Below are 20,752 nucleotides of genomic sequence, written 5' to 3' on the forward strand. Positions count from 1 at the left end.
AAACTCAAGATCATGGCTCTTCATGAGACAAAGTACGCTTTAGTCGGATGAACCTGAAAAGAAACGCAGGCGCGGGCCGTAGCTCGCACCTGCGTGGGTGGGCGGAGCGAGGACGTCAGGCGGTCCGTTCTTCGCTCATTTTATATATTACTTGATATGGTTCTTTCCGCTCGACCGTCCGTTCGGTGATGATGACCTTCGAGACGTCGCTGCTCGAGGGGATCTCGTACATCAGGTCGAGCATCATCTCCTCGAAGATGCGCCGCAGGCCGCGCGCGCCGGTGTTCTGGCGGATCGCCTTGCGGGCGATCGCCTGGAGGGCGGGCGGGGTGACTTCCAGATCGACGCCTTCCATGCGGAGGAGGCGCTGGAACTGCTTGGTCAGGGCGTTCTTCGGGGTGGTGAGGATGCGGACGAGATCGTCCTCGCCGAGCTGGTCGAAGGTCGCGACGATCGGCACGCGGCCGATGAACTCGGGAATCATGCCGAACTTGAGCAGGTCTTCCGGCATGATCTGCGAGAGCAGGTGACTGATGCGCTTGTCGCGCCTGGCCATCGGCGTGCTTCCGAAGCCGAGCGACGTGGTGCGGGTGCGTGACTCGACGATCTTTTCTATGCCCTCGAACGAGCCGCCCATCAGGAACAGGATGTCCTTCGTGTTGATCTGGATGAACTCGGAGTGCGGATGCTTGCGGCCGCCCTGAGGCGGCACGTGCGCGATCTTGCCTTCGAGCATCTTCAGAAGGGCCTGCTGGACGCCTTCGCCCGAAACGTCGCGGGTGATCGACAGGTTTTCGCTCTTGCGGGCGATCTTGTCGATTTCGTCGATGTAGATGATGCCCTTCTCGGCCTTCTGCACGTCGTAGTCGGCGGCGCGCAGAAGGTTGAGCAGAATGCTCTCGACGTCTTCGCCCACGTAGCCGGCTTCCGTGAGGGTCGTGGCGTCGGCGATGCAGAACGGCACGTTCAACAGCTGCGCCAGAGTCTGCGCAATGTGCGTTTTACCCGAGCCGGTGGGGCCGAGGAACAGGATGTTCGACTTCTGGACCTCGACGTCGTCCTTGCGGATCGGCGACCGGGCGAGACTGATGCGCTTGTAGTGGTTGTAGACCGCAACGGCGACGATCTTCTTCGCCCGCTGCTGGCCTACGACATACTGGTCGAGAACGTCGACGATTTCCCGGGGCTTGATGATGCCCTTCAACTCATGGGTTTGGTCGTCGTCGACCTCTTCCACCATAATGTCGTTGCACAGCCCGATGCACTCGTCGCAGATGTAGACTTCGGGGCCTGCAATCAGCTTGCGAACCTGATCCTGGCTCTTTCCGCAGAAAGAACACCGGAACTGGGGGCTCTTAGACAGCATGCGGTTACTCTCCGGCCGATTTGGCGGTTACTGGCTTGCGTTGAACGACTTCGTCGATGATGCCGTATTCCTTGGCTTCCATGGCCGACATGAAGAAGTCGCGGTCGGTGTCCTTCTTCACGCGCTTGAGAGGCTGGCCCGAATGATGCGCCAGCATGTCGTTGAGCTTTTCCTTGATGCGAAGAATCTCGCCGGCCTGAATCTCGATGTCGCTGGCCTGGCCCTGCGCACCGCCGAGGGGCTGGTGGATCATGATGCGCGAGTTGGGTAGCGCGTACCGCTTTCCGGCGGTGCCGGCCGCGAGCAGAACCGCACCCATGCTGGCCGCCTGGCCGATGCAGATCGTGCTGACGTCGGGCTTGATGTACTGCATCGTGTCGTAAATCGCTAGACCCGCGGTCACGACGCCGCCGGGGCTGTTGATATACACCGATATGTCTTTCTCCGGGTCCTCGGACTCGAGGAAGAGAAGTTCTGCGATGATGAGGTTGGCCATGTGGTCCTCGATCTCGCCGCCGATGAAGATGATGCGGTCCTTGAGAAGACGAGAGTAGATGTCGTACGCGCGTTCGCCACGACTGCTCTGCTCAATGACGATCGGTACCAGCGTCACTGTGCGTTATCCCCCTTGTTGAATTCGGCTTCTTTCACCATATCGTAATGAACCGCGTTGTTCTTTAGCAAAAACTCGCGAATCTGCCGGTCGCGGATCGCGTGGCGGAGATTTTCCTCGCCGTCACCCTTGGAAAGGTGCTCCATCAGCTTGTCCACGGTCATGCCGTAATCGGAAGCCCGCTTTTCGACTTCGGCCCGGAACTCGGCATCCGACACTTCGATCTTCTCGCGCTCGCCGATCTCGTCGACGATCAGCATGACCTTCGTCTCGAACTCGGCTTTCTCGCGGAACTCTTCGCGGAACGCCTTGTAATCCTTGTTCGAGCGCTTCAAAAACTCGGCCAGGCTGCTGTTGAACTGGCGCCAGCGGCGGTCGATGTTCGACACGAAGTAGTCGATCGTGCGCTCGACCATGGCGTTCGGCAGGTCGACATGGGTCTTGGCGACGACCTCTTTCAGGATCGCATCGACCGCGCGCTCTTCGCCGTCCTTCACCGCGTGCTCTTCGAGGTCCTTGCGGATCTTGGCCTTCAGTTCGTCGAGGGTCTGGAACTCGCCGACTTCCTTCGCGAATTCGTCGTTCAGGGCGGGGAGAGTCGGGCGGGAGATGCGCTCGAGCGTCACGGTGACGTCGAGGGTCTTTCCGTAATACTTGGAATCCTTTTCGGCGTCGGTGTTGACGTCGTAAGTGAAGGTGCGGGTTTCGCCTTTCTTCATGCCCTTCATCGGAAGGTACATGTGATTGTCTTCGGTGAACTTGTGGTATCCCTTCTCTTCGGACATCTCGGCATCTTCGGTGCCGTCGCAGGAGACGACGATCTTGCCCATGAAGTAGTCGCCGAACTGGAGTTCGCCGTCTTCGACCGGGACGGTCTTGCTGAACTGCTCGCGGCGCTGTTCGAGCACTTTGCCGACCAGTTCTTCATCGACCTCGAGGCGCTTCACCGTGACGGTATGGCCGCGATAGCCGATCTCGCCGAGCTTCGGGCGGACGTCGAACGTCGCCTTGAAGGTAAACGGCTGGCCTTCCTTCAGGTTGGACTCTTCGATGGAGAAATCGCTGACCGGATGCAGCTTGGTCTGGCGGATGGCGTCAGGATAAACCTGTTTGACGAGCTCTTCCTCGACCTGCTCGCGGATCGCGTCGGGGCCGATGAACTTCGCCAGGACCGGACGCGGGGCCTTGCCGGGGCGGAAGCCGGGGATCTTCACGCTGTGGGCGGCGCGCTGGAAAAAATGGTTGTAGGCGGCCGAAACCTGCTCTGTGCCCACCTCGACGGTCAACGCGACCTTGTTGGGGCCGATTTCCTGAACCTGTGTCTTGAGCTGCGTGGACATGGATCTGAAACTCCTTCAAGAGAAATAAAAAAGAGCGGGAGACGGGACTCGAACCCGCGACCTCCTGCTTGGAAGGCAGGAGCTCTACCAACTGAGCTACTCCCGCTTGCATGCTTGCTTTGCGAAGGGCGGGACTTGAACCCGCACGGTGTAAACCACCAGATCCTAAGTCTGGCGCGTCTGCCAGTTCCGCCACCCTCGCACGCTGTTGCGCACGCGCGCTCGACCATATTACCAGAAGAGAACGGAGAAGGCAACCCCCCGCCAAACTTCAAAGGCCGGAAACGCCTTTCATCTCAGAAAACACGATGAACACAGAGGTTTCACAGAGAACGACCTTGATGAAACCCTTCCCCTTCGGCATAACGCCGCGGGCGAATCGGGCGGTTCGCGAACCGCCCCTGCGGGAGGCGAACATTGGGGTGTAGGGGCGGTTCGTGAACCGCCCGTGACGCACCCTGGCTACACGGGCTTTTTCGCGGCGGTCGCGGCGGGCTGGGCCGGCGGCGGCGGGTTGAACGGGAGAGTGAGGCGGAAGGTCGAGCCCTTCCCCGGTTCCGACTCGACGGAGGCTTCGCCCTGGTGAACGTGGGCGATCTGTCTGACGAGGGCCAATCCCAGGCCGGTGCCGCCCACGTCGCGGTTGAGGGTGCTCTCGACCCGGAAAAACTTGCTGAACAACTGCTTCTGGTCCTCCCGGGAAATGCCGGGACCGTTGTCCGAGACGGATAATGTGTAGCTTGTGCTATCGTATGAGAGTTCGAAGGAAATCTTTCCGCCGGCCGGGGTGTATTTCACGGCGTTGCTGAGGAGGTTCAGCACGCTCTGGTGGACGAGGTCCGAATCGCAGACGGCCTCCCGGTCGGCATCGGGAAGCCGGACGTCGAGCGTGTGATTCTTCTTCTGTATATCGGCAGATAGAACGGTGGCGGCTTTTTTCACCAGGCCGTGCAGGCTGACGGTCGTGAACTTGTAGGTCTTGCGGCCTGCCTCCATCTTCGAGAGGTCGAGGATATCGTTGATCAGGTTGGTCAGCCGGACGGCCTCGTCGAGGACGATCTGCAAGTAGTCCCTCCGGGTCTGCGGGTCGTCGGTCTCGTCGTCGAGCAGCATCTCGGTGTAGGCCCGGATCGATGTCAGCGGAGTGCGCAGTTCGTGGCTGACGTTGCTGACGAACTCGGTCTTCATGCGGTCGATTTCCCGCTCCAGGGTAATGTCGCGCGTTAGGCCCATGCAGGCGATCACTTCGCCCTGTGCGTTCGTGATGCGCTTCGCGTAAAACGCGATCCGCCGCTTCACCTCGCCCCGGGAGTCGGTGATCGTCACCTCGCCCCTCCGCGGGCGACTGCCGCTCGCCGAATCGCCGGAATCAATGCTGCCGCCATCGTTCACGGAGGAAAAGCTGGGCCGTTCGAAAATGGCGGGCCACTTCTTCCCGAGCCACTCGTCGCGGTCGATCTCGTAATGAGAGCAGTAGGCTGGGTTCAGATACAGGATCGTGTCCTGTTCGTCGAACAGGATGATGCCCTCGTTGATGTTTTCGAACAGCGCACGAAGCTTGATCCGTTCGTCCTCGAGGTCGCGCGTGGCCCGCGCCGCGTCGTGCGCCGCCTTTTCGAGCCGGCCCCTCGTTTCCTGCAGGGCTTCGTCAGCGGCTTTCAGCTTGCCTTCGAGCGCTCCGGCGAGACCTTTGAAACGTTCAGAAACCAAAGGATAAAATATACTATAAAATCCGAAAAAGAGGAACCAGGACAGGATGAGGGAAACGCCCTGCTCGGCGATGGCGCGGGGAAGATGGGTGATGTGGCCGCCCGATGCGACGAGGGCGGAGTTGCAGGCCTGTATGAACATGAAAAACGTGAAACCCAGTCCGAGGGCGCCCGCCCAGATCGCCCTGCGCCGGATGCCGATGCCGAGGATGATGAGACAGGCGCCGATCACCAGGGGAACGATGCTCAGCGCGGCGGACCCCGGCAGCCCGCTCCCTGCCCCGACGGAGATCGTTCCCCGGCCGTCCGTATAGCCTGCATGGATGTTCACGATGAGGCCGATGAAGGGCCCGGCCGCGGCGACGAGGATGAACAGCGTTCCGATGATGATCAGGAGATTGCCGAACCAGTCGACCCACCGGTCGGGATTGATGTCGGTGAATTTCGCGGCGATCATCTTCCAGATGATCTTCGGCGGCTCGATACCCGAGCAGAGCCACCCCAGGAAAACCAGTGGCAGTGGGGTCGTGCACCAGCTCAGGACCATGCCGATGCCGCCTGTCAGGTAGAACAGCCAGCCGAGCTTCTGGCGCATTGGCAGGCGCTCCTGCCATTCATGGGTATGGAGATGCTCGAGAAGCCGCTCGGTGACGATCAGGGCGATGCCGACGCCGATCCAGTTGATGCCGTGAAATGCCCCCGGCTCATCGAGCGTCGACAAAAGCCTGAACATGCCATAGGCGAAAGCGGCAAAGCCCGCCACGCCCCACCGGCTGTGCGGTCGAAAATCACGTTTCCCGGAGCTCGATTCCATGACCGCGATTCTAACAGGGAACTCCGCCCCGGTCGAAGCAAATTTTCAGGATTTCATCCGCGTCATCTCCGGTATCTGCGTAATCTGCTGATTGGTTTCCCAAGCTCGCGCGGTTGATGAAAGACGTGAGCGGAGGAGAGCGGGGGTGTGGTATCGTAGGGGCATGGCGCATATCCTCGTGATCGAAGATGAAACGAATATCGCGCGGGCGGTGAAGGACCGCCTCGCGCGTGACGGCCACGCGGTCGACACCGTTCTCTCGGGGCCCGCGGCGTTCGAGTATCTGCGCGGCGCGCGGCCCGATCTGATCATTCTCGATGTGCTGATGCCCGACATGGACGGCTTCGAGGTCGTGAAGCGCCTGAAGGCAGATGAGACCACGCGAAGCGTGCCGGTGATGCTTCTGACGGTCCTGACGGAAGACGAGCGGCTGAAACAGCAGGGCCTCGATGCCGTGCTGACCAAGCCATACAGCGGCGCAGACCTGAGCCGCACCGTGCGCGAGATTCTCGAACGCGCGGCAGGAGGGAACCATGGAACGGAACAAGATCCTCGTTGCTGACGACGAGCCGCATATCCTGCGGGTCGTCAAGGACAAGCTCGCGAACGCCGGTTTCTCGGTCGTGACGGCGTCGAACGGGGAAGAAGCGCTGGAATCGGCCCGCCGCGAGAAGCCCGCGCTCGTCCTGCTCGACGTGATGATGCCGAAGATGAACGGCTTCGACGTCTGCCGGGCGCTGCGCGCCGAAGCGGAGTTCAAAAGCGTTCCGATCCTGCTGCTGACGGCGCGCGGGCAGGAGATCGACCGGCACATGGGCCTCGATGCCGGCGCATCCGAATACATCACCAAGCCGTTCAGCCCGCGGGAGCTTCTGGCGACGGTCCAGGCCCAGCTCGAAGCCGCGAAGACTGTCTGAGGAAAAGGCCCGATGACCGTTTCCCTGTCGCAGAGACTGGTGGATGCCGATCGTGTGCGCGCCGTGCTTCGTCACATCGAGCAGAGCGGCGGCACCTGGGCGTTGTTCGACAAGGCGGCCGTTCGTCGTGCCGGCATGCCGCCCGACATGCACATTCGGCTTCCCGACGACGTGGAGCTCGAGGTCTGGCTTCCGGCGGACTGGCAGATGGCCGTTCCCTGCCTGAAAACGGCGCTGGAACAGCTCGTCGCCGCGGAATACGAGAACGCCGATCTCGCCCGGGAACTGTCGCAGATGTACGAAGAGCTGACCCTGCTCTACAGGCTGAGCGAGTCGTTCACGGGAACCCTGAACCTCGACGAACTGCAGAAGCGCGCCGTGGCCGAAATCGCGGCGACGCTCGAGGTGAGGCGGGCGTCGATTCTCATGCTGAGCGAGGACGGCGAAAGCCTCATACTCACTGCGGGGCTCGGGGTCGCGAAGGGCGATATCGGCTTCCGCCGGTTCGGCCGCGGGCGCGGCCTCGCCTGGAAGGTGATCGCGTCGGGCCGGCCGCTGATCGTGAACGAGCCTGCAAAACACCCCGATTACGAGCCCGGCCTGATTCCCGACGAGAGCCTGCTGCTGGTGCCCCTGCCGGCGAAGACCGGCTGGCTGGGCGTCATCGCGGTGTCGAGCAGGCTCGACGGCGGCGAGTTCAGCTCGAAAGACGAAAAACTTCTCACCACGATCGCCCAGCAGATGGGCGCCGTCTGGGAAAACGCGAAGCTGTACCGCGAAACCCGCGAGTTGTTCCTCAACACGGTCGAGGCCCTGGCCGCCGCGATCGACGCCAAGGACCCCTACACGCACGGCCATTCGCGGCGCGTCACCGATTTCTCGGTCGCGACCGCCGCCCGGCTCGGCATTTCCGAAGAGAATCTCGAAACGATCAGGATCTCGGCGCTTCTGCACGACATCGGCAAACTGGGCGTTTCCGAGGCTGTTCTGCGCAAGCCCGACCGGCTCACGAACGACGAATACGCCGAGATCAAGAAGCACCCGGTCATCGGCGCCGAGATCATGCAGCATATCCGGAAGCTGTCGAAATTCATTCCGGGCATGATCGACCACCACGAACGGTTCGACGGAAGCGGCTACCCCGACGGCCGGAAGGGCGATTCCATCTCGCTCGCCGGCCGCATCATCGCCGTCGCCGACACGTTCGACGCGATCACCTCCAGCCGCCCCTACCACCCCGACCGCCGCGGCCGGCCCGCCGAGACAGCCGTCGCCGAGATCAAACGCTGTTCCGGAACGCATTACGACCCCGCCGTTGTCGAAGGCTTTTTGGCCGCCTGGCGAGCCGGCGAGATCCGCCCCGAAGCCTCCGCCGTCGCCGCCCCGCCTGTCGCCTGATGAAAAAATATGAATCCATATCCAAAGTGGCGGGATGTCAGAGAACGCTATTTTGCCAGGAAAGAGCTCGAAGTCCTCGATGAAGAGGTTCGGGCAGAGATCGAGCAAATCAAACGCCTCGAACTTCAGCGGTTTGGCGGCCTTGCCGGGGAAGCGGGTAAAACGCGTTATTGAATAAAGCAAATTATACTATCATGGAGTACGACCTGTTCCAGCGGCTTGTGCGGAACGAGGTCGACAAGATGCCGCCGCGATTTCTGCGCGGATTGTGCGGCGTTTTCGTTGAGCGGAAGGCGTTTCGGGAATCGGGGAGCCTGACCGGGCTGTATGTGCTGGGGCATTACTATCCGCAGTATCACTTGGCCGGCGGGCCGGCGGTCGTCATCTACTACGGCTCGTTCCGCCGGGTGTTCCGGGGCGCCGACGACCGGAAGATCATCCGCGAGATAGCGAAAACCGTTTCCCACGAACTGCTTCACCACTGGGAATTCCAGTCCGGCATCGACGACCTCGGCGACGAGGACCGAGCGTGGCTCGAAAAATGGCGCCGCTCGGCCGGCCGCACCTCGCCGAACTCGTTCGGCCGCGACTGGCGCGAGGCCCTGCTGTTCCTGATTCTTCTGATGACCGGCATCACCATCACCGCCTGGCTCGTCAGTCCGTGACGAGGGAAAAATGAACGGCGGAAAATGCAACCGGGGCGTCCTTTCGGACGCCCCGGCGTGTGTTCAGCAATCTATCAGGACAGCTTGCGAACGTTGATCGCCTGGGGACCCTTGGGGCCGGCTTCGACCTCGAACTCGACCTGCTGGCCTTCGTTGAGGGATTTGTAGCCGGAGCCCTGGATCGAGCGATGATGCACGAAAGCATCCTTTTCGCCGTTCTCGCGCTGAATGAAACCGTAACCCTTATCGTTGTTGAACCACTTAACAGTACCGCGCTCCATTATTTGGAGACCTCCTAGTATTTTCTCCGAAGCCTAGAACTACATTCCCGCTTACCCACAACTTGGTTCTTGTCCGTGCCGGCCCAAGACCTGTACTGCAACAAAACCGCATCGGAGTCGGGGACGCCCCTCGGAAGTTCCTTCATCTTACCACGCAACAAAAGGGTACGCAAGAGAAATCGCCGTGGGCACGAGGCATGATTCCCGCAAACCCGCTTCAGATAACGGAAAAGCGCTGAAAAATCCCCGATTGCCCGACGACGGAAGAAGGCCGGATACTGTATACTGAATCCTGAAAGATTCCTCCGTTCGCCCTGAGTCTGTCGAAGGGCGATGTCTCTCGTGTTTCGACAGGCTCAGCATGAACGGGAACGAGAAATTTGCTTTATGCCATGCAGGAATAAATCGTTGGCGATATCAGTAGATGTTGTTATCGGAAGCATGCTCCGGCGGAAAATCCGGTGAAGCAGTCCGAGTCACAAGCCGGAACCCTGGGCAGGGCGTATGCGAAATACGTCACGGCCTCGGCTATCGTCGTGCTCGCCCTGCTATTATTCCTCGGATTGCCGACCAGGGAAACGCTCGAACGTGCCCAGAATCTCTTCGCCGGCTCCGGCAGCGTCGGAGTCTTGTATTACACGGCGTTGTACATCGTCGGAAGCGTTCTTCTCCAGCCCTGTTTTCCCCTGACGCTGGGCGCTGGCTTCCTGTATGGGTTCCCGGCGGGGTTCGCCATCGCCCTTCTCGCTTCGACGCTCGGCGCGGCCGCTGCGTTCCTGACGGCCCGGTATCTTGCCCGCGGCTGGCTGGCTCGGCGAGCGGAAACGGACGAGCGGTTCCGGGCGGTCGACCTCGCCGTGACGCGCGACGGCTGGCGGGTGGTTCTTCTCCTTCGCCTCGCTTCGGTTCTCCCGTACAACCTCGTGAACTACACGATCGGCATGAGCGGCATCGGCCTGGGCCCGTTCATCCTGGCGACATGGATCGGCCGGATCCCGATCACGGCCGTTCACGCGTATCTCGGCTCGATCTCTCCGCGCCTCACCACCCTCGGGGAAACCGCGCAGGCCCTTTCCCCGGCCGAAATCGCCGTCTACGCGCTCGGATGGCTGGCAACACTCGCCTCGATGGTGTACATCGGCCGCATCGCCCGTGCCGCCCTCGCCGCCAGAGCCTGACCCCCCGGACCCCGGGGTTGGCATGCTATAATGGCCCAATGGAGGTTCGCTCATGACTCATGTTGCCATTCGTCACATCCGAACATCGCTGTATGCCATCGCCCTGATCGTGATGCTTGCCTCCCCGGCGTTCGCCGCCACTGGAGAGAATGCCTTCTCGACGGCTTTTCAGCCGGCGGCCGAGGGGCACAATCCCGTGAATGCCTACCTGTTGATGCTCGCGTGTTATTACAACTATGAGAACCGCATCAATACGGCCAATTTCGAAGAATTCAAAAAGAAATACACCGAACTCTTCAAGCCCTGGGGCATGACCGAGTTCGATTACCTGAACGTCCGCCGCCGGAGCGCCGACACGCAGGTCGTCGTCATGTCGAACGCGGCGGTCGTGATCGTCGTCTTCCGTGGCTCGGAAGCCAGCTCCGGTGCATCGTTCAAGCCCGTGAAGTTCGTCTACGACTGGCTGCTGACCGACTTCAACTTTTTCAAGCACACGGTCAAAGAGTGGGGCAGTGACGTGAAAGTGCATCGCGGCTTTTACAACGCCGTCGATGTCGTGTATCCCGAACTGAAGAAGTTGTGTGAAAAGCATCTCGCGGGCGGCGCCAAGCGCCTCTGGATCACGGGCCACAGCCTCGGAGCCGGCCTCGTGCCGATCGCCGCGTTCCGGCTCGCGAAGGACGGCATTCCGGTTCATGGTCTGACCAGCTTCGCCGGACCGCGCGTCGGAAACGAGGAGTTCGCGGACGCTTTCGCGGCCATGTTCCCGAAGTTTCAGCGGTGGGTGAACGACAGCGACATCGTGACGATGGTGCCGTTTGCCTGGATGAAATACCGCCACGTCTCGAAGCCGAACAACCTGTATGCCGACGGAACCGCCGCCATCGGCGACAAACCCTTCAAGGGCCGCGCGAAGGTCTCCGCCCACATGCCCGGCGTCTACCTGCAGAGGCTGTATGGCCAGGTCCCGCCGGAACTGCGCGATACCGTGCCGGCTCCGCCCGCCTTCGAAAGCGGCAAGGGCCCAGAAGACCCCGAACTCGAGCGCGAATTCTCGAAGAAACGCATCTCCATCATCGACTTCGGAAAGCCCGACATCGAAGACTGACGTTTGAATTGACGAGGGCCGCGGCGTATACTGCCGCGGCTCTTTTGTTAAGGTCTGTTATCGCCGGAGGCATGTGGTGATGGATGGAGCGGGATTTCTCGCTTTTCTGTGCGTTTCGGTTCTACTGACGATCGCACCGGGACCGGACAACCTGTTCGTGATCACGCAGGGGCTGACCCGGGGCAAAAAAGCGGCCGTCGTGACGGCCATGGGGATGTGCTGCGGGAACAGCGTTCACACGCTTGCGGCGGCCCTCGGTATTTCGGCGGTCATGTATGCGTCGGCGGTTGCCTTTGCCGTCGTGAAATACGCGGGGGCGGCGTATCTCCTGTACATGGCGGTCGCGACGCTGATCGAGAAACCGGGAGGCGCCGGGAAGGCCGCTCCCGAGCCGATGAGCGCGGGCGCCATGTTCCGGCGAGGCTTCGTCATGAATGTGCTGAATCCGAAAGTGGCGATCTTCTTCCTCGCGTTTCTGCCACAGTTCGTTCAAAAAGGCGATCCGCACCCTGCACTCTCGATGGTCTTCCTGGGGTTCGTCTTCGCCGCGCAGGCCGTCGTCATTTTCGGCCTGATCGGCTGGTTCTCGGGGGCGATCGGCGGATACGTGCTCGAAAACCCGAGGTTGTCGCGCCTTTTTTCCCTGCTGACGGCCGGAGTTCTCGGCGCTTTGGGCATCCGGCTGGCGCTGGCAGAGCGGTGATGGTGACCTGCCAGCATCGTATCCTTGTTTTCTTGAAAGGAAAATACAGATGAAACTTGCCACCCTCTGCTATGTCCGCCGTGACGGCCGGACGTTGATGATGCATCGCAACAAACGACCGGATGACACGCATTACGGCAAATGGAACGGCCTCGGCGGCAAGTTCGACGCGGGCGAGACGCCCGAGGAGTGCGCGCGTCGCGAGGTGCGTGAAGAGAGCGGGCTCGTGGCGCGCGAACTGCACCTGAAGGGTGTCATCACCTTCCCGAAGTTCGCGAAAGGGGAGGACTGGTATGTGTTCATCTATATCGTGCATGCCGATGGCGACCCTTTTCGCGAGTGTCCCGAGGGCGAGCTCGTCTGGATCGACGACGAGAAACTCGTCGAGTTGAACCTCTGGGAAGGAGACAGCGTTTTTCTTCCCTGGCTCGACCGCCCCGAACTCTTTTCCGCCCGATTCACGTATGAGCATGGGAAGCTTGTTTCCCATGACGCCGTCTTCTATCCGCTTTCTGAAGCGTGACGGATATCCGACGAAAGTCGTATGTTCTGAAATATAAAGTTATATTATATAATAAAGCCGGTTTCGGGGCGCCTCTTCTGGACGGCTGCAAGATGGGCTTCCGGTCGAAGTGCAAACCAGAAACGCTTACGGTGAAGTCGGGAGAAGAAGATCAATCGATGTGGGAAAATTCGGGCTGCCTGACTTCGCGGCCTTTCACGATGATGGCCATCTGGTTGTATTCGCGGCGCTTGCCATTCTCGATTTCGTAGTCATGCCAGCGGGTCAGGAACTCTTCGTTCGTGAGGTAGCCGCGGGTCCCGAGCAGGGAGGGGTCTTCGATGAAGATCGCCTGGTCGTTGAACCCGATCAGGATGCTGTAATGCCCGTCTTCCCACTCTTTGGAATAATCTTTGCCCGCCGTGTCGCCCCAGGCTTGGTAATCGATGATGACGACCCGGCCCTGACGCAAATCCTCTTTCATTGCTTCGAGGGAATAATGTTCAACCATCCGTGCGTCGAGGCCGAGCTCCTGCAGCCCCTTCACGAGACGGCTAGGGTGTGTGCCCTGCGCGGGTGTGGTTCCGAGAGATCTGGCGAATTCTTCCTGATATCCCCAGTGGCCGAAATACATGGCTGCTGCCTGAAATACCCCCACGCCGCAGGAGGAGTCGTTCATCTGGATGACGTCGGGAATATCTTTCATCAGGAATGCCGGGGTCAGCGAGGCAATGGAGACCGGCCGGGATTGAACCGACGAGAGACGCTCCCGAAACGGTGTTTTTTCCGCTCCGTCCGTGGGGCGATACCCGATGATCATCGATGCCAAAAGCGCCGCGAAAATCGTCAGACTGAGCCAGCCGTGTCGGTTCATCGTTGTCTCTCCCCAATTCGTGATTGTCTTTCGCCATTATAGCAACGCAGAGGAAAACGGCAATGGCCAGAACGGACGATGGCTCGCGACGGCGATGAGCGAAGGGCCCTGTTTGGATCCGTTCTTTCCGGAAAAGTCGGAATGATAAAAATATATATAAATATATATTATTGCCGTTGTAGGGGTGATCCTGATTGAGTTACCATACTGCATTCGGAAAAAGGAGATATCTATGGGTGATATGCTGACCGGTTCGGCACCAATGCGGTTGCTGGACCTTTCGGGGCCCGACGTGCTGATGGGGATGTGCCTTGCGTTCGCTCTCTGTCTCGTTCTTGCGCGGATCTGCGCGGCGACGGCGCCCGCGGGAACCCAGACGCGGCACGTGCCGCGAACCATGGTTCTGCTCGGGGTGACCGTGAGCCTGATCATGGCCGTGATCGGGAACAGCCTCGCCCGGGCGTTCGGGGCGATCGGCGCGCTGAGCCTGATCCGCTTCCGCACCGCCGTGAAGGATACGCGGGACCTCGCCTCGCTGTTCATGTCGATCGCCGTCGGCATGACGTCGGGAAGCGGGTATTTCCGGATCGCCATCGGGGCCACGGCGCTGATGTGCCTGTTCCACCTGTTCCTGGTGAAGTTCCCGCTCGTCGAGTCGGGGCGGCGGTTCTGCCTGCTGAGACTGCGCCATCCCGTCGATCTCGACGTGGCTGCCCAGGTCTTCCCCCTCATCCGCCAGAAAGCGGGCGAGATCAAGCTGCTCGGCAAAGAGGCGGCGGGAGACGGAAAACTCGCGGAAACGGTCATCGAGCTTTCGGTGGATGATTCCCTGTCTCTCGACGAACTCGTGAAAAACGTGGCGTCCGCCCAGCCGACCGTCCAGGTCAGCGTCCTGCTGGACTGACCGGCGATCCGGGCTGAACGGTATGGAGTCACGCCGGACGGGCGATCGCGCCGGTAGACGGGGCGGCACTCGAGTGCTGCTCTGGGTTGTCGCGTTCGCGCTGTTCGCCGCGTTCCTCGCGATGGAAGACGGAACGGGCGGAAGCCTGCGCAGGGGGCCGCCTTCCGCCGTCTCGGGCGGGCGCCCCAATCCCGCACTGGCAGCCGATCGTCAGGACCTCTTTCGCGTGCGCGACATCAGGCTGTCCATCGCCGAAGCAGACTGGGACTTCTTTTTCAGCCACCCCCCGCTCTCTCTGACGGCGTTTCAGAATGCCCGGCTCGCATGTCCCGGGCGAATCAAACCCCTGAAAGTGTCTCTTCGGGTGCGCGGCGGTCACGCCTGGCACTGGAGGCCCGACAAACCGTCGCTGCGCGTGCGGATGCCCGTCGGCCTGGCGTTCGAGGGGCGCCGGGTTCTCGACCTGATCAATCCCGAAGATCCCGCGATGGTGACGAGCCTGGTCGCGGATCACCTGGCGGTGCGGGCCGGCGTGGCGGCCTCGATCACCCGCTGGGCCCGCGTCTGGGTCAACGACCGCTTTCTCGGCATGTACCATCTGACCGACAGGCTCGACGGCACGCTGCTGGCGAATCTCGGCATGCCGGAATTGCCGGTGGGCGAGGGGAACCGCCGCACGTCGGACCTGTGGATGGACCCCGATCTCTGGGATGTTCACGGCGGTGCGATGACCGTTCGCGACCTCTGCCGGCCGGTGTTCGCGAAGCTGCTCGCGCTCGTCCGCCCGCCGCTGAACGTCGAGCGGACCGCCGGACTGTCGGAGTATCTCGACCTGGTGCGGACGGCCTCCTGGTCGGCGATGGTCACGGCCGTCGGAAGCCTCCAGAGCGATGACGTTCACAACCAGCACTGGGTCTTCGACAATACCGCGGGCGTGAAATTCTGGCCGGTGTTCGCCGACTGCGGCGGGTTCGGAGCTGTCACCCGGTTCGGCCTCGAAACCCGGCCGGAGGACATCGAGCTGTGGCCATACGAGTTCCTTTTCCCGATTATGGATGCCGCGTTTCGGAACCCCTACTTCGTCGCGAGGCGAAACATGGCGCTCTGGAAGCTGCTTCGCGGCGATCTGCGCGCCGAAGCCGTCGCCTCGCTCGCCGTCGGGCTTCACGCGCTGGTCGAGCCTGAGATCGCGGCGGAACGGCACCTCGGGGCCGTCGTCACCGTGCCCGGCCTGGGCGTTCCGGTGCGGGTCCCGATCTCGGCGCGGGTCGCGGCATCGGAAGCGGCGCGCATCGGAGACTGGATGCGGCATCGCGAGGCATATCTCGACGGCATGCTTGCATCGCTTGCCGTGACGATCGCGCCCCCGGAGGCGGTTTCCGGTGACTGGCTCCGCCTGCCCCTCGCGGTGTGGGGCCATGCTCCCGTCGAGTGGGAGCCGGGGGAGCTTGCCGCGTCGATCCGGCTCGACAGGAACCGGGACGGCCGCATCGACCAGGACGATGCCTCGTGTCCGGCACGGCTTCGCCTGTATCCGGCGATGCGCGAAGAGCCGGCGGCGGGCCGGAAATGGCTCCGCGGCGAGACGCGGCTTCTTCCGTATCTGCTGGCGCCCGCCACTCAGACCTATCTCATCGGCATCCGGGCAGACCGGGCCGCCGAGGTCGTGGCGGCATTGAAAGCCGGCGCAAGAAATTCCGTGACGGGGATGCCCGTTCCCGTGCTGACGGCTTCGGAGGCGGCGATGCCGCCCCTCTACGCGCATGCCGGGAGCCTTCACCCGTGGGCCGTGTCAGCCGGAACGCTGGACTGGTAAGGAGAAAAGACGTTGGCAAGCGACTGGGGGAGATACGAGGAGCGAAAGTTCCTGCTTCCGCCCGGAACGGCGGGAGAAATTCAGACGCGGCTGACCCGTGCCGCCGTTCCTGACAAACATTCCGGAGTTTCCGGATACGAGGTCGCCTCCCTGTATTTCGATACCTGGTCGGGGCAGTGCGCCTCGGACAAGCGTGAGGGGGAGTTCGACCGATACAAGGTGCGACTTCGCGCCTACCGTTCCGATGCGGCTGCCGGTTGGGCGGGTTTCCACCTCGAATTGAAAAGTCGCCAGGGAAATCGGATCGGCAAACGTCGCCAGCTTCTGCGGCCGGAGGAAGCCGACGGGATCGCTCGTGAGGGGCTGGGCGGCGCGGCGGTGGCCGCTCTGCTGGATGGGGACGGGGAACGGCTCATTCCGCCCGGACTGGCCGAGGCCTGGGCGGCCCGACCGGTACTGCGGCCTGCCGTTCTGGTGACGTACCGGCGGTCGGCGTTTCAGCTTCCGGGCTTGCCGGGCCTGCGTCTGACGTTCGACCGGCAGGTCGCCGCTCATCCGCCCTGCTGGCCCCCGGAAGACGCGGGAGGCGGGCGTCGGCCGTTCAGCCCGGTGTGCATCTTCGAAGGAAAAGCGCCTCTCGCCCTGCCGCGGACGATCCTGCAGATCCTGGCATCACACGGCATCCTGGAAACCAGTTGTTCCAAGTTCCTGCTGGCCCGGGACCTGCTCGATACCCGAATTCGCGATGTTCATGCGGCGATACCGCTTGCGGAAGGCCTCCACCCCTGAGGCGTGAAGCCGAACGCCTCACTCCCCCATGGCGAGAAGGGCGGCGAGCGTTTCCGCCCTCGCGGGATCGCAGACCGACAACGCTTTCTGCTCGCGAAGCGCCGTTTCGCGGTCGCCGCTCGACAGGGCGAGCGTGGCTATATACAAACGTATATATCCTTCCCGCGGGCCGGAAGGGTGGAGCGCGAGAACGTGCTGAAGCGCTTTCCCGGCCTCCGTCAGAAGACCGAGATCCGCCCGGGCCATCGCCAGTTCATACCAGGCGTCGATATCGCCGGGAGCGAGCCGGACTGCCTTTTCCAGAAGGCGTATCGCGTGTTCCATGTCGCCTGTCTGCCGGTTGCAGCGACCGAGGGAAACGAGGAGCGAAGCATCGTCCGGCTGCCGTGACCGGGCGCGATGGTAATGTCGTATCGCCTGGGTCGGCCGGCCGCTCAATTCCAGCGCAAGGCCGAGATCGTGGTTGACCGCGGGATCGTCGGGGTTCAGCCGGTAGAGTTCCTGAAAACGGGCGAGATCGTTCCCGAGTTGCGCACGATCGGGGGTTTGTGCAAGAATGACTGGTGAAAAGCAGGCGGACACGAGCATCAGCAGAACTCCGCCGATGGCTCGTCGCAGGAAGGGCGAAGAAAGGGGGCCCGTCATGGAAAACAACACCGTCAATCGGTTCATGTGGGTCATTCCCGTCGTTTTTCTCATCCTAGCATGGCGGATGAGCGGGCTCAAGGCATCGCGTGATATCTGCCCCGAGTTCGGCGGCGTGCTCGACATATCAGAAGCCGTTGCCGCCAAAGCCGACGGGACGCCGCCCCGGCTCGAAATGGAATACAAGTATCTCATCGAGGGGCCGGCGGAACTCCTGAAGAAAGACGAGTATCTGCTCGGCGCCATGCATCGGGCCGTCGAGCGTGAACTGCAGAACGAGTTTCAGTGGGAAGTCCCGAAATACGTCAACGCCTCGTTCTCGGTCTGCCCGATCGGCCTCGGCACGTTCTGCTTCGTCGACATCTACGTCGATACCCCGGACGGCATCAACGAGCGCTGGAACATCGCACATCGCATCCGGTACCGCTGGCACTCCCGGGGCGCGTTCATCCGGTACATGCTCGGGAGCGAGCGGGCCGACGATTACCCGCACCGGTGCGAATACCAGGTGAAGAGCTCGCGCGACGAGCAGAAGGACGGCTTCTATACCGCCAGGGAAACCCGGTTCGAGTATCGGAACGAGTCGCTGCCTTTCAAGCGCGACAAGTCTTCGCCGCCGCCGCCCTGGCCGTTTCACGAATATATACCATCTGCGATAACCGGGCATTATAAAAATTATTTCACGACCTCGGCGCAGGAATACGCGAGGTATATCCGCGAGGTCGAGCCCCACCGGGAGAAGCTCCGCCTGGCCCCGACCGTGATCGAGGTGATGACCCGGCGCCGGATCCATCTCAATCTGAACAACCCGTGGGGGGCTGCGACCGCGGTTCTCGGCGGCGGATCGACGACGAACACGACCCAGGCGATGGTGCTCACCCTCGATACCGTCGAGGTATACCCGCCGGATATCCTTCGGGTCTACTACGTTTCCAGGGAAGCGCTGAAATCGGGGATGTATGCCCAGCGGCTCGAGCGGCGCCTGCGGGACGAGTTCCGGCCCGCGTCGACCTATACCGAGGTCGAGTTCGAATTCGAACGGAATATCGAGGCCGCTCTCCACGAGCAGATGCGCGTTGCCACCGATTCCTCCGAAGCCGGTCGGCTCGCGGCGATCGAAACCGCGTTTCTCAAAGACCAGCTCCGCGTTTCCGAAATCGTCCGCAACGCCCTGCAAGAGCTGGGCCTGTCCGCGACGCCGATCAATATCAGCAAATATCGCAAGGCCCGGTCGATCCTGCGGGGCGATCTCGCCTGGTCGGCCTGGGGCGGCAAAACTGGCGTTGCAACGGGACCGCAACCGTAGATCGAGGCCGGATGTGTGGGAGATCTCGATCGGGGGAATATTGGGGCTTGCCATCGGGGCGTGGTTCTGGTAAAAATGCGCCCGTGAGAATGTACGCGATGGGCGTTCGATATCGGTCTCTTCGACCGGTCAGGTTCTTTGCACGCCTTGGGATCGCGATACTCGTTTTGTTCGGCCTCGTGGGGCTTTCCGGCTGCAGGGGCAAGGGCAGGGTTCTCATCGTCGCGGGCTCGACGTCGGTGCAGCCGGTGATGGAGAAGATCGCCGAAGCGTTCCGGAAGGTCAAGCCCGGCCTTCGTGTCGACATCGAGGGCGGCGGCAGCAGCGCCGGCATCATGGCGGTCAGGGCGAAGACAGCGGCGCTGGGGATGTCCTCGCGCGAACTCAAGCAGAACGACCCGAACGAGGCGCAGTTGTGGCGGCAAATGCTTGCTCTCGATGCGATCGCGATCATCGTTCACCCGGAAAACACCGTCGCGAGCCTGTCGCTGGCCCAGGTGCGCGACCTCTTCGCGGGAAAAATCAAGACATGGAAAGAGGTGGGCGGCCGGGACAGGCCTGTCCATGTCCTGGTTCGCGAGGAAGGCTCCGGCACGCGCAGCGCGTTCGAGGAACTCGTCATGAAGGACGGAAAGCACGAGACGCCGGTCGACGATTATGCGCTCGTGCAGGATTCGTCGGGAGGCGTGCGCGAAGTGGTCTGCAACGACCGCGACGCCATCGGCTTCGCCTCGCTGGGGGCGCTCAACGACAGCGTTCGGGCCGTCAGCGTCGAGGGAGTGACTCCCACGTTCGAATCGGTGCGGGAGGGGAAATACCGGCTCGTGAGGCCGTTCTATCTCATCGGTGTCGAGCCGCCGGCCGGTGATGCCGCGGACTTGACGAGATTTTCGCTGGGCAGTGAAGCGGCGGTGATCATGCAGAAGGAGGGCCTGGTCGGTGTCTTCCGGTAACGTGATGGCGGCCGACGACCTGCGCCGGCGCGAGGAGTGGATCAGACTGGCCCTGCTCTGCATGGCATTCTCGTCGATTCTGGTGCTCGCCATGATTATCCTGTTCGTCTTTCGCGAGGGCGTTCCGCAGATCGTGCGGGTCGGGATTCCCGAGTTTCTCGGCGGCGGCCGGTGGGCGCCGACGAAGGGGGTATTCGGCATTTTCCCGATGATCGTCGGCACGATCCAGGTCACGCTCGGCGCGCTGGTGATCGGCGTGCCGCTCTCCCTGCTGTCGGCGATCTGCCTCTCCGAGTTCGCCGCGCCGCGCGTCCGGATGGTCATGAAACCCCTGATCGAGCTGCTGTCGGCCATTCCGTCGGTCGTGTACGGCTTCATCGGCGTGACCGTCATCGTTCCCCTCGTCCGAGACACGCTCGGCGGAAGCGGGTTCTCGGTGCTCTCGGCCGCGCTCATGCTGAGCGTGATGATCCTGCCGACCGTGACGAGCATCGCCTACGACGCGCTCCGGGCCGTTCCCGCGGCCTACCGGGAAGGCGCGCTCGCGCTGGGGGCCACGCCGTGGCAGACCGTCACGCGCGTCGTCGTTCCGGCGGCCCGCTCGGGCCTCGTGACGGCCGTCATCCTCGGGATGGGCCGCGCCATGGGCGAGACGATGGCCGTCATCATGGTCGCCGGAAACGCCGTCGTCGTGCCGACCTCGCCCCTCCATCCGTGCCGCACACTCACGAGTAATATAGCTTTGGAAATGGCATACGCCTCGGGCGGTCATCAGAAAGCCCTGTTCGCGACGGGTGTCGTCTTATTCGTCATGATATTCTGCCTGAACTCGATCGCCACGTTCATCGCGCGACGCCGCTGACGGGAGAGG

At 62.1% G+C, this 20,752-nt stretch carries 22 protein-coding genes and 2 tRNA genes; 15 read left to right on the forward strand and 9 right to left on the reverse strand.

The features are described 5' to 3' along the window. Positions 1 to 115: 115 nt before the first annotated feature. From clpX to PLU72_15005, 6 genes are all read right to left on the reverse strand, one after another. Positions 116 to 1,366: an ATP-dependent Clp protease ATP-binding subunit ClpX gene (gene clpX, locus PLU72_14980; protein ID HOT29482.1), complete on the reverse strand. Its 1,251-nt coding sequence runs from the start codon at positions 1,364 to 1,366 to the stop codon at positions 116 to 118. Between the two features lie 4 nt (positions 1,367 to 1,370). After that, positions 1,371 to 1,979 (reverse strand): ATP-dependent Clp endopeptidase proteolytic subunit ClpP, encoded by a 609-nt coding sequence (gene clpP, locus PLU72_14985; protein HOT29483.1) that lies wholly within the window; start codon positions 1,977 to 1,979, stop codon positions 1,371 to 1,373. Next, complete coding sequence (tig, locus tag PLU72_14990; protein ID HOT29484.1) at positions 1,976 to 3,319, reverse strand: trigger factor; 1,344 nt, start codon at positions 3,317 to 3,319, stop codon at positions 1,976 to 1,978. The genes clpP and tig overlap by 4 nt, the downstream gene beginning before the upstream one ends. Positions 3,320 to 3,352: 33 nt before the next feature. Then, a tRNA-Gly gene (locus PLU72_14995) sits at positions 3,353 to 3,425 on the reverse strand. Between the two features lie 14 nt (positions 3,426 to 3,439). After that, a tRNA-Leu gene (locus PLU72_15000) sits at positions 3,440 to 3,521 on the reverse strand. A gap of 260 nt (positions 3,522 to 3,781) precedes the next feature. Beyond that, positions 3,782 to 5,842 (reverse strand): ATP-binding protein, encoded by a 2,061-nt coding sequence (locus tag PLU72_15005; protein ID HOT29485.1) that lies wholly within the window; start codon positions 5,840 to 5,842, stop codon positions 3,782 to 3,784. 145 nt (positions 5,843 to 5,987) lie between these two features. Between PLU72_15005 and PLU72_15010 the strand changes: the two genes are divergently transcribed. From PLU72_15010 to PLU72_15030, 5 genes are read left to right on the forward strand one after another with little or no spacing between them, the layout of a single operon-like run. Further along, a complete protein-coding gene (locus PLU72_15010; GenBank protein HOT29486.1) occupies positions 5,988 to 6,404 on the forward strand; it encodes a response regulator in 417 nt (138 codons plus the stop codon). Next, positions 6,376 to 6,759 (forward strand): response regulator, encoded by a 384-nt coding sequence (locus tag PLU72_15015; protein ID HOT29487.1) that lies wholly within the window; start codon positions 6,376 to 6,378, stop codon positions 6,757 to 6,759. The genes PLU72_15010 and PLU72_15015 overlap by 29 nt, the downstream gene beginning before the upstream one ends. Positions 6,760 to 6,771: 12 nt before the next feature. Next, complete coding sequence (locus PLU72_15020; protein HOT29488.1) at positions 6,772 to 8,157, forward strand: HD domain-containing protein; 1,386 nt, start codon at positions 6,772 to 6,774, stop codon at positions 8,155 to 8,157. Between the two features lie 9 nt (positions 8,158 to 8,166). Further along, positions 8,167 to 8,331: a hypothetical protein gene (locus PLU72_15025; GenBank protein HOT29489.1), complete on the forward strand. Its 165-nt coding sequence runs from the start codon at positions 8,167 to 8,169 to the stop codon at positions 8,329 to 8,331. Between the two features lie 20 nt (positions 8,332 to 8,351). Next, the gene (locus PLU72_15030) at positions 8,352 to 8,822 is read left to right on the forward strand and encodes a metallopeptidase family protein (GenBank protein HOT29490.1); all 471 of its coding nucleotides are present in this window, start codon (positions 8,352 to 8,354) and stop codon (positions 8,820 to 8,822) included. Positions 8,823 to 8,896: 74 nt separating this feature from the next. Here PLU72_15030 and PLU72_15035 read toward each other — a convergent pair whose 3' ends face one another. After that, on the reverse strand, positions 8,897 to 9,103 hold the full coding sequence (locus PLU72_15035; protein ID HOT29491.1) for a cold-shock protein: 207 nt from the start codon (positions 9,101 to 9,103) through the stop codon (positions 8,897 to 8,899). 461 nt (positions 9,104 to 9,564) lie between these two features. Here PLU72_15035 and PLU72_15040 point away from each other — a divergent pair, with 461 nt between their 5' ends. The 4 genes from PLU72_15040 to PLU72_15055 all read left to right on the forward strand — a co-directional run bounded on the left by PLU72_15040 (position 9,565) and on the right by PLU72_15055 (position 12,615). After that, positions 9,565 to 10,281 carry a TVP38/TMEM64 family protein gene (locus tag PLU72_15040; GenBank protein ID HOT29492.1) on the forward strand — a complete coding sequence of 239 codons (717 nt, stop codon included), beginning with the start codon at positions 9,565 to 9,567 and terminating at the stop codon, positions 10,279 to 10,281. A 52-nt stretch (positions 10,282 to 10,333) separates the two neighbouring features. Continuing rightward, entirely contained in the window at positions 10,334 to 11,389 is a 1,056-nt protein-coding gene (locus PLU72_15045) for a lipase family protein (protein ID HOT29493.1), read from the forward strand. Positions 11,390 to 11,468: 79 nt separating this feature from the next. Further along, positions 11,469 to 12,092: a LysE family translocator gene (locus PLU72_15050; protein HOT29494.1), complete on the forward strand. Its 624-nt coding sequence runs from the start codon at positions 11,469 to 11,471 to the stop codon at positions 12,090 to 12,092. A gap of 49 nt (positions 12,093 to 12,141) precedes the next feature. Further along, the gene (locus PLU72_15055; protein ID HOT29495.1) at positions 12,142 to 12,615 is read left to right on the forward strand and encodes an 8-oxo-dGTP diphosphatase; all 474 of its coding nucleotides are present in this window, start codon (positions 12,142 to 12,144) and stop codon (positions 12,613 to 12,615) included. 151 nt (positions 12,616 to 12,766) lie between these two features. Here the strand turns inward: PLU72_15055 and PLU72_15060 are convergent, their stop codons facing one another. Beyond that, positions 12,767 to 13,468 carry a cysteine peptidase family C39 domain-containing protein gene (locus tag PLU72_15060; protein ID HOT29496.1) on the reverse strand — a complete coding sequence of 234 codons (702 nt, stop codon included), beginning with the start codon at positions 13,466 to 13,468 and terminating at the stop codon, positions 12,767 to 12,769. 232 nt (positions 13,469 to 13,700) lie between these two features. On the opposite strand from PLU72_15060, the gene PLU72_15065 reads away from it, so the two are divergent. The 3 genes from PLU72_15065 to PLU72_15075 all read left to right on the forward strand — a co-directional run bounded on the left by PLU72_15065 (position 13,701) and on the right by PLU72_15075 (position 16,977). Next, positions 13,701 to 14,372, forward strand: a complete 672-nt coding sequence (locus PLU72_15065) for a DUF4956 domain-containing protein (protein ID HOT29497.1) — start codon at positions 13,701 to 13,703, stop codon at positions 14,370 to 14,372. Between the two features lie 73 nt (positions 14,373 to 14,445). Continuing rightward, a complete protein-coding gene (locus PLU72_15070) occupies positions 14,446 to 16,188 on the forward strand; it encodes a CotH kinase family protein (GenBank protein ID HOT29498.1) in 1,743 nt (580 codons plus the stop codon). 12 nt (positions 16,189 to 16,200) lie between these two features. Then, positions 16,201 to 16,977, forward strand: a complete 777-nt coding sequence (locus PLU72_15075; GenBank protein HOT29499.1) for a polyphosphate polymerase domain-containing protein — start codon at positions 16,201 to 16,203, stop codon at positions 16,975 to 16,977. 18 nt (positions 16,978 to 16,995) lie between these two features. Here PLU72_15075 and PLU72_15080 read toward each other — a convergent pair whose 3' ends face one another. Next, positions 16,996 to 17,649 (reverse strand): tetratricopeptide repeat protein, encoded by a 654-nt coding sequence (locus PLU72_15080; GenBank protein ID HOT29500.1) that lies wholly within the window; start codon positions 17,647 to 17,649, stop codon positions 16,996 to 16,998. Between PLU72_15080 and PLU72_15085 the strand changes: the two genes are divergently transcribed. The 3 genes from PLU72_15085 to pstC all read left to right on the forward strand — a co-directional run bounded on the left by PLU72_15085 (position 17,621) and on the right by pstC (position 20,743). After that, on the forward strand, positions 17,621 to 18,928 hold the full coding sequence (locus tag PLU72_15085; GenBank protein ID HOT29501.1) for a hypothetical protein: 1,308 nt from the start codon (positions 17,621 to 17,623) through the stop codon (positions 18,926 to 18,928). The two genes, PLU72_15080 and PLU72_15085, sit on opposite strands and share 29 nt — an antisense overlap. Positions 18,929 to 19,026: 98 nt before the next feature. Continuing rightward, the gene (locus PLU72_15090) at positions 19,027 to 19,881 is read left to right on the forward strand and encodes a phosphate ABC transporter substrate-binding protein (protein ID HOT29502.1); all 855 of its coding nucleotides are present in this window, start codon (positions 19,027 to 19,029) and stop codon (positions 19,879 to 19,881) included. After that, positions 19,868 to 20,743 carry a phosphate ABC transporter permease subunit PstC gene (gene pstC, locus PLU72_15095; GenBank protein HOT29503.1) on the forward strand — a complete coding sequence of 292 codons (876 nt, stop codon included), beginning with the start codon at positions 19,868 to 19,870 and terminating at the stop codon, positions 20,741 to 20,743. The genes PLU72_15090 and pstC overlap by 14 nt, the downstream gene beginning before the upstream one ends. Positions 20,744 to 20,752: the final 9 nt, after the last annotated feature.

Source organism: Candidatus Ozemobacteraceae bacterium, assembly GCA_035373905.1.
Lineage (GTDB): Bacteria > Muiribacteriota > Ozemobacteria > Ozemobacterales > Ozemobacteraceae > MWAR01.

Bases quoted from the DNA above. Each gene is read 5' to 3' on its own strand.
- PLU72_15085 (HOT29501.1), top strand. From the start codon at position 17,621: ATGGAAAACAACACCGTCAATCGGTTCATGTGGGTCATTCCCGTCGTT.
- PLU72_15020 (HOT29488.1), top strand. From the start codon at position 6,772: ATGACCGTTTCCCTGTCGCAGAGACTGGTGGATGCCGATCGTGTGCGC.
- PLU72_15060 (HOT29496.1), bottom strand. From the start codon at position 13,468: ATGAACCGACACGGCTGGCTCAGTCTGACGATTTTCGCGGCGCTTTTG.
- PLU72_15025 (HOT29489.1), top strand. From the start codon at position 8,167: ATGAATCCATATCCAAAGTGGCGGGATGTCAGAGAACGCTATTTTGCC.
- PLU72_15030 (HOT29490.1), top strand. From the start codon at position 8,352: ATGGAGTACGACCTGTTCCAGCGGCTTGTGCGGAACGAGGTCGACAAG.
- PLU72_15065 (HOT29497.1), top strand. From the start codon at position 13,701: ATGGGTGATATGCTGACCGGTTCGGCACCAATGCGGTTGCTGGACCTT.
- PLU72_15005 (HOT29485.1), bottom strand. From the start codon at position 5,842: ATGGAATCGAGCTCCGGGAAACGTGATTTTCGACCGCACAGCCGGTGG.
- PLU72_15045 (HOT29493.1), top strand. From the start codon at position 10,334: ATGACTCATGTTGCCATTCGTCACATCCGAACATCGCTGTATGCCATC.
- clpX (HOT29482.1), bottom strand. From the start codon at position 1,366: ATGCTGTCTAAGAGCCCCCAGTTCCGGTGTTCTTTCTGCGGAAAGAGC.
- PLU72_15015 (HOT29487.1), top strand. From the start codon at position 6,376: ATGGAACGGAACAAGATCCTCGTTGCTGACGACGAGCCGCATATCCTG.
- PLU72_15080 (HOT29500.1), bottom strand. From the start codon at position 17,649: ATGAACCGATTGACGGTGTTGTTTTCCATGACGGGCCCCCTTTCTTCG.
- PLU72_15090 (HOT29502.1), top strand. From the start codon at position 19,027: ATGGGCGTTCGATATCGGTCTCTTCGACCGGTCAGGTTCTTTGCACGC.
- PLU72_15055 (HOT29495.1), top strand. From the start codon at position 12,142: ATGAAACTTGCCACCCTCTGCTATGTCCGCCGTGACGGCCGGACGTTG.
- PLU72_15050 (HOT29494.1), top strand. From the start codon at position 11,469: ATGGATGGAGCGGGATTTCTCGCTTTTCTGTGCGTTTCGGTTCTACTG.
- PLU72_15035 (HOT29491.1), bottom strand. From the start codon at position 9,103: ATGGAGCGCGGTACTGTTAAGTGGTTCAACAACGATAAGGGTTACGGT.
- tig (HOT29484.1), bottom strand. From the start codon at position 3,319: ATGTCCACGCAGCTCAAGACACAGGTTCAGGAAATCGGCCCCAACAAG.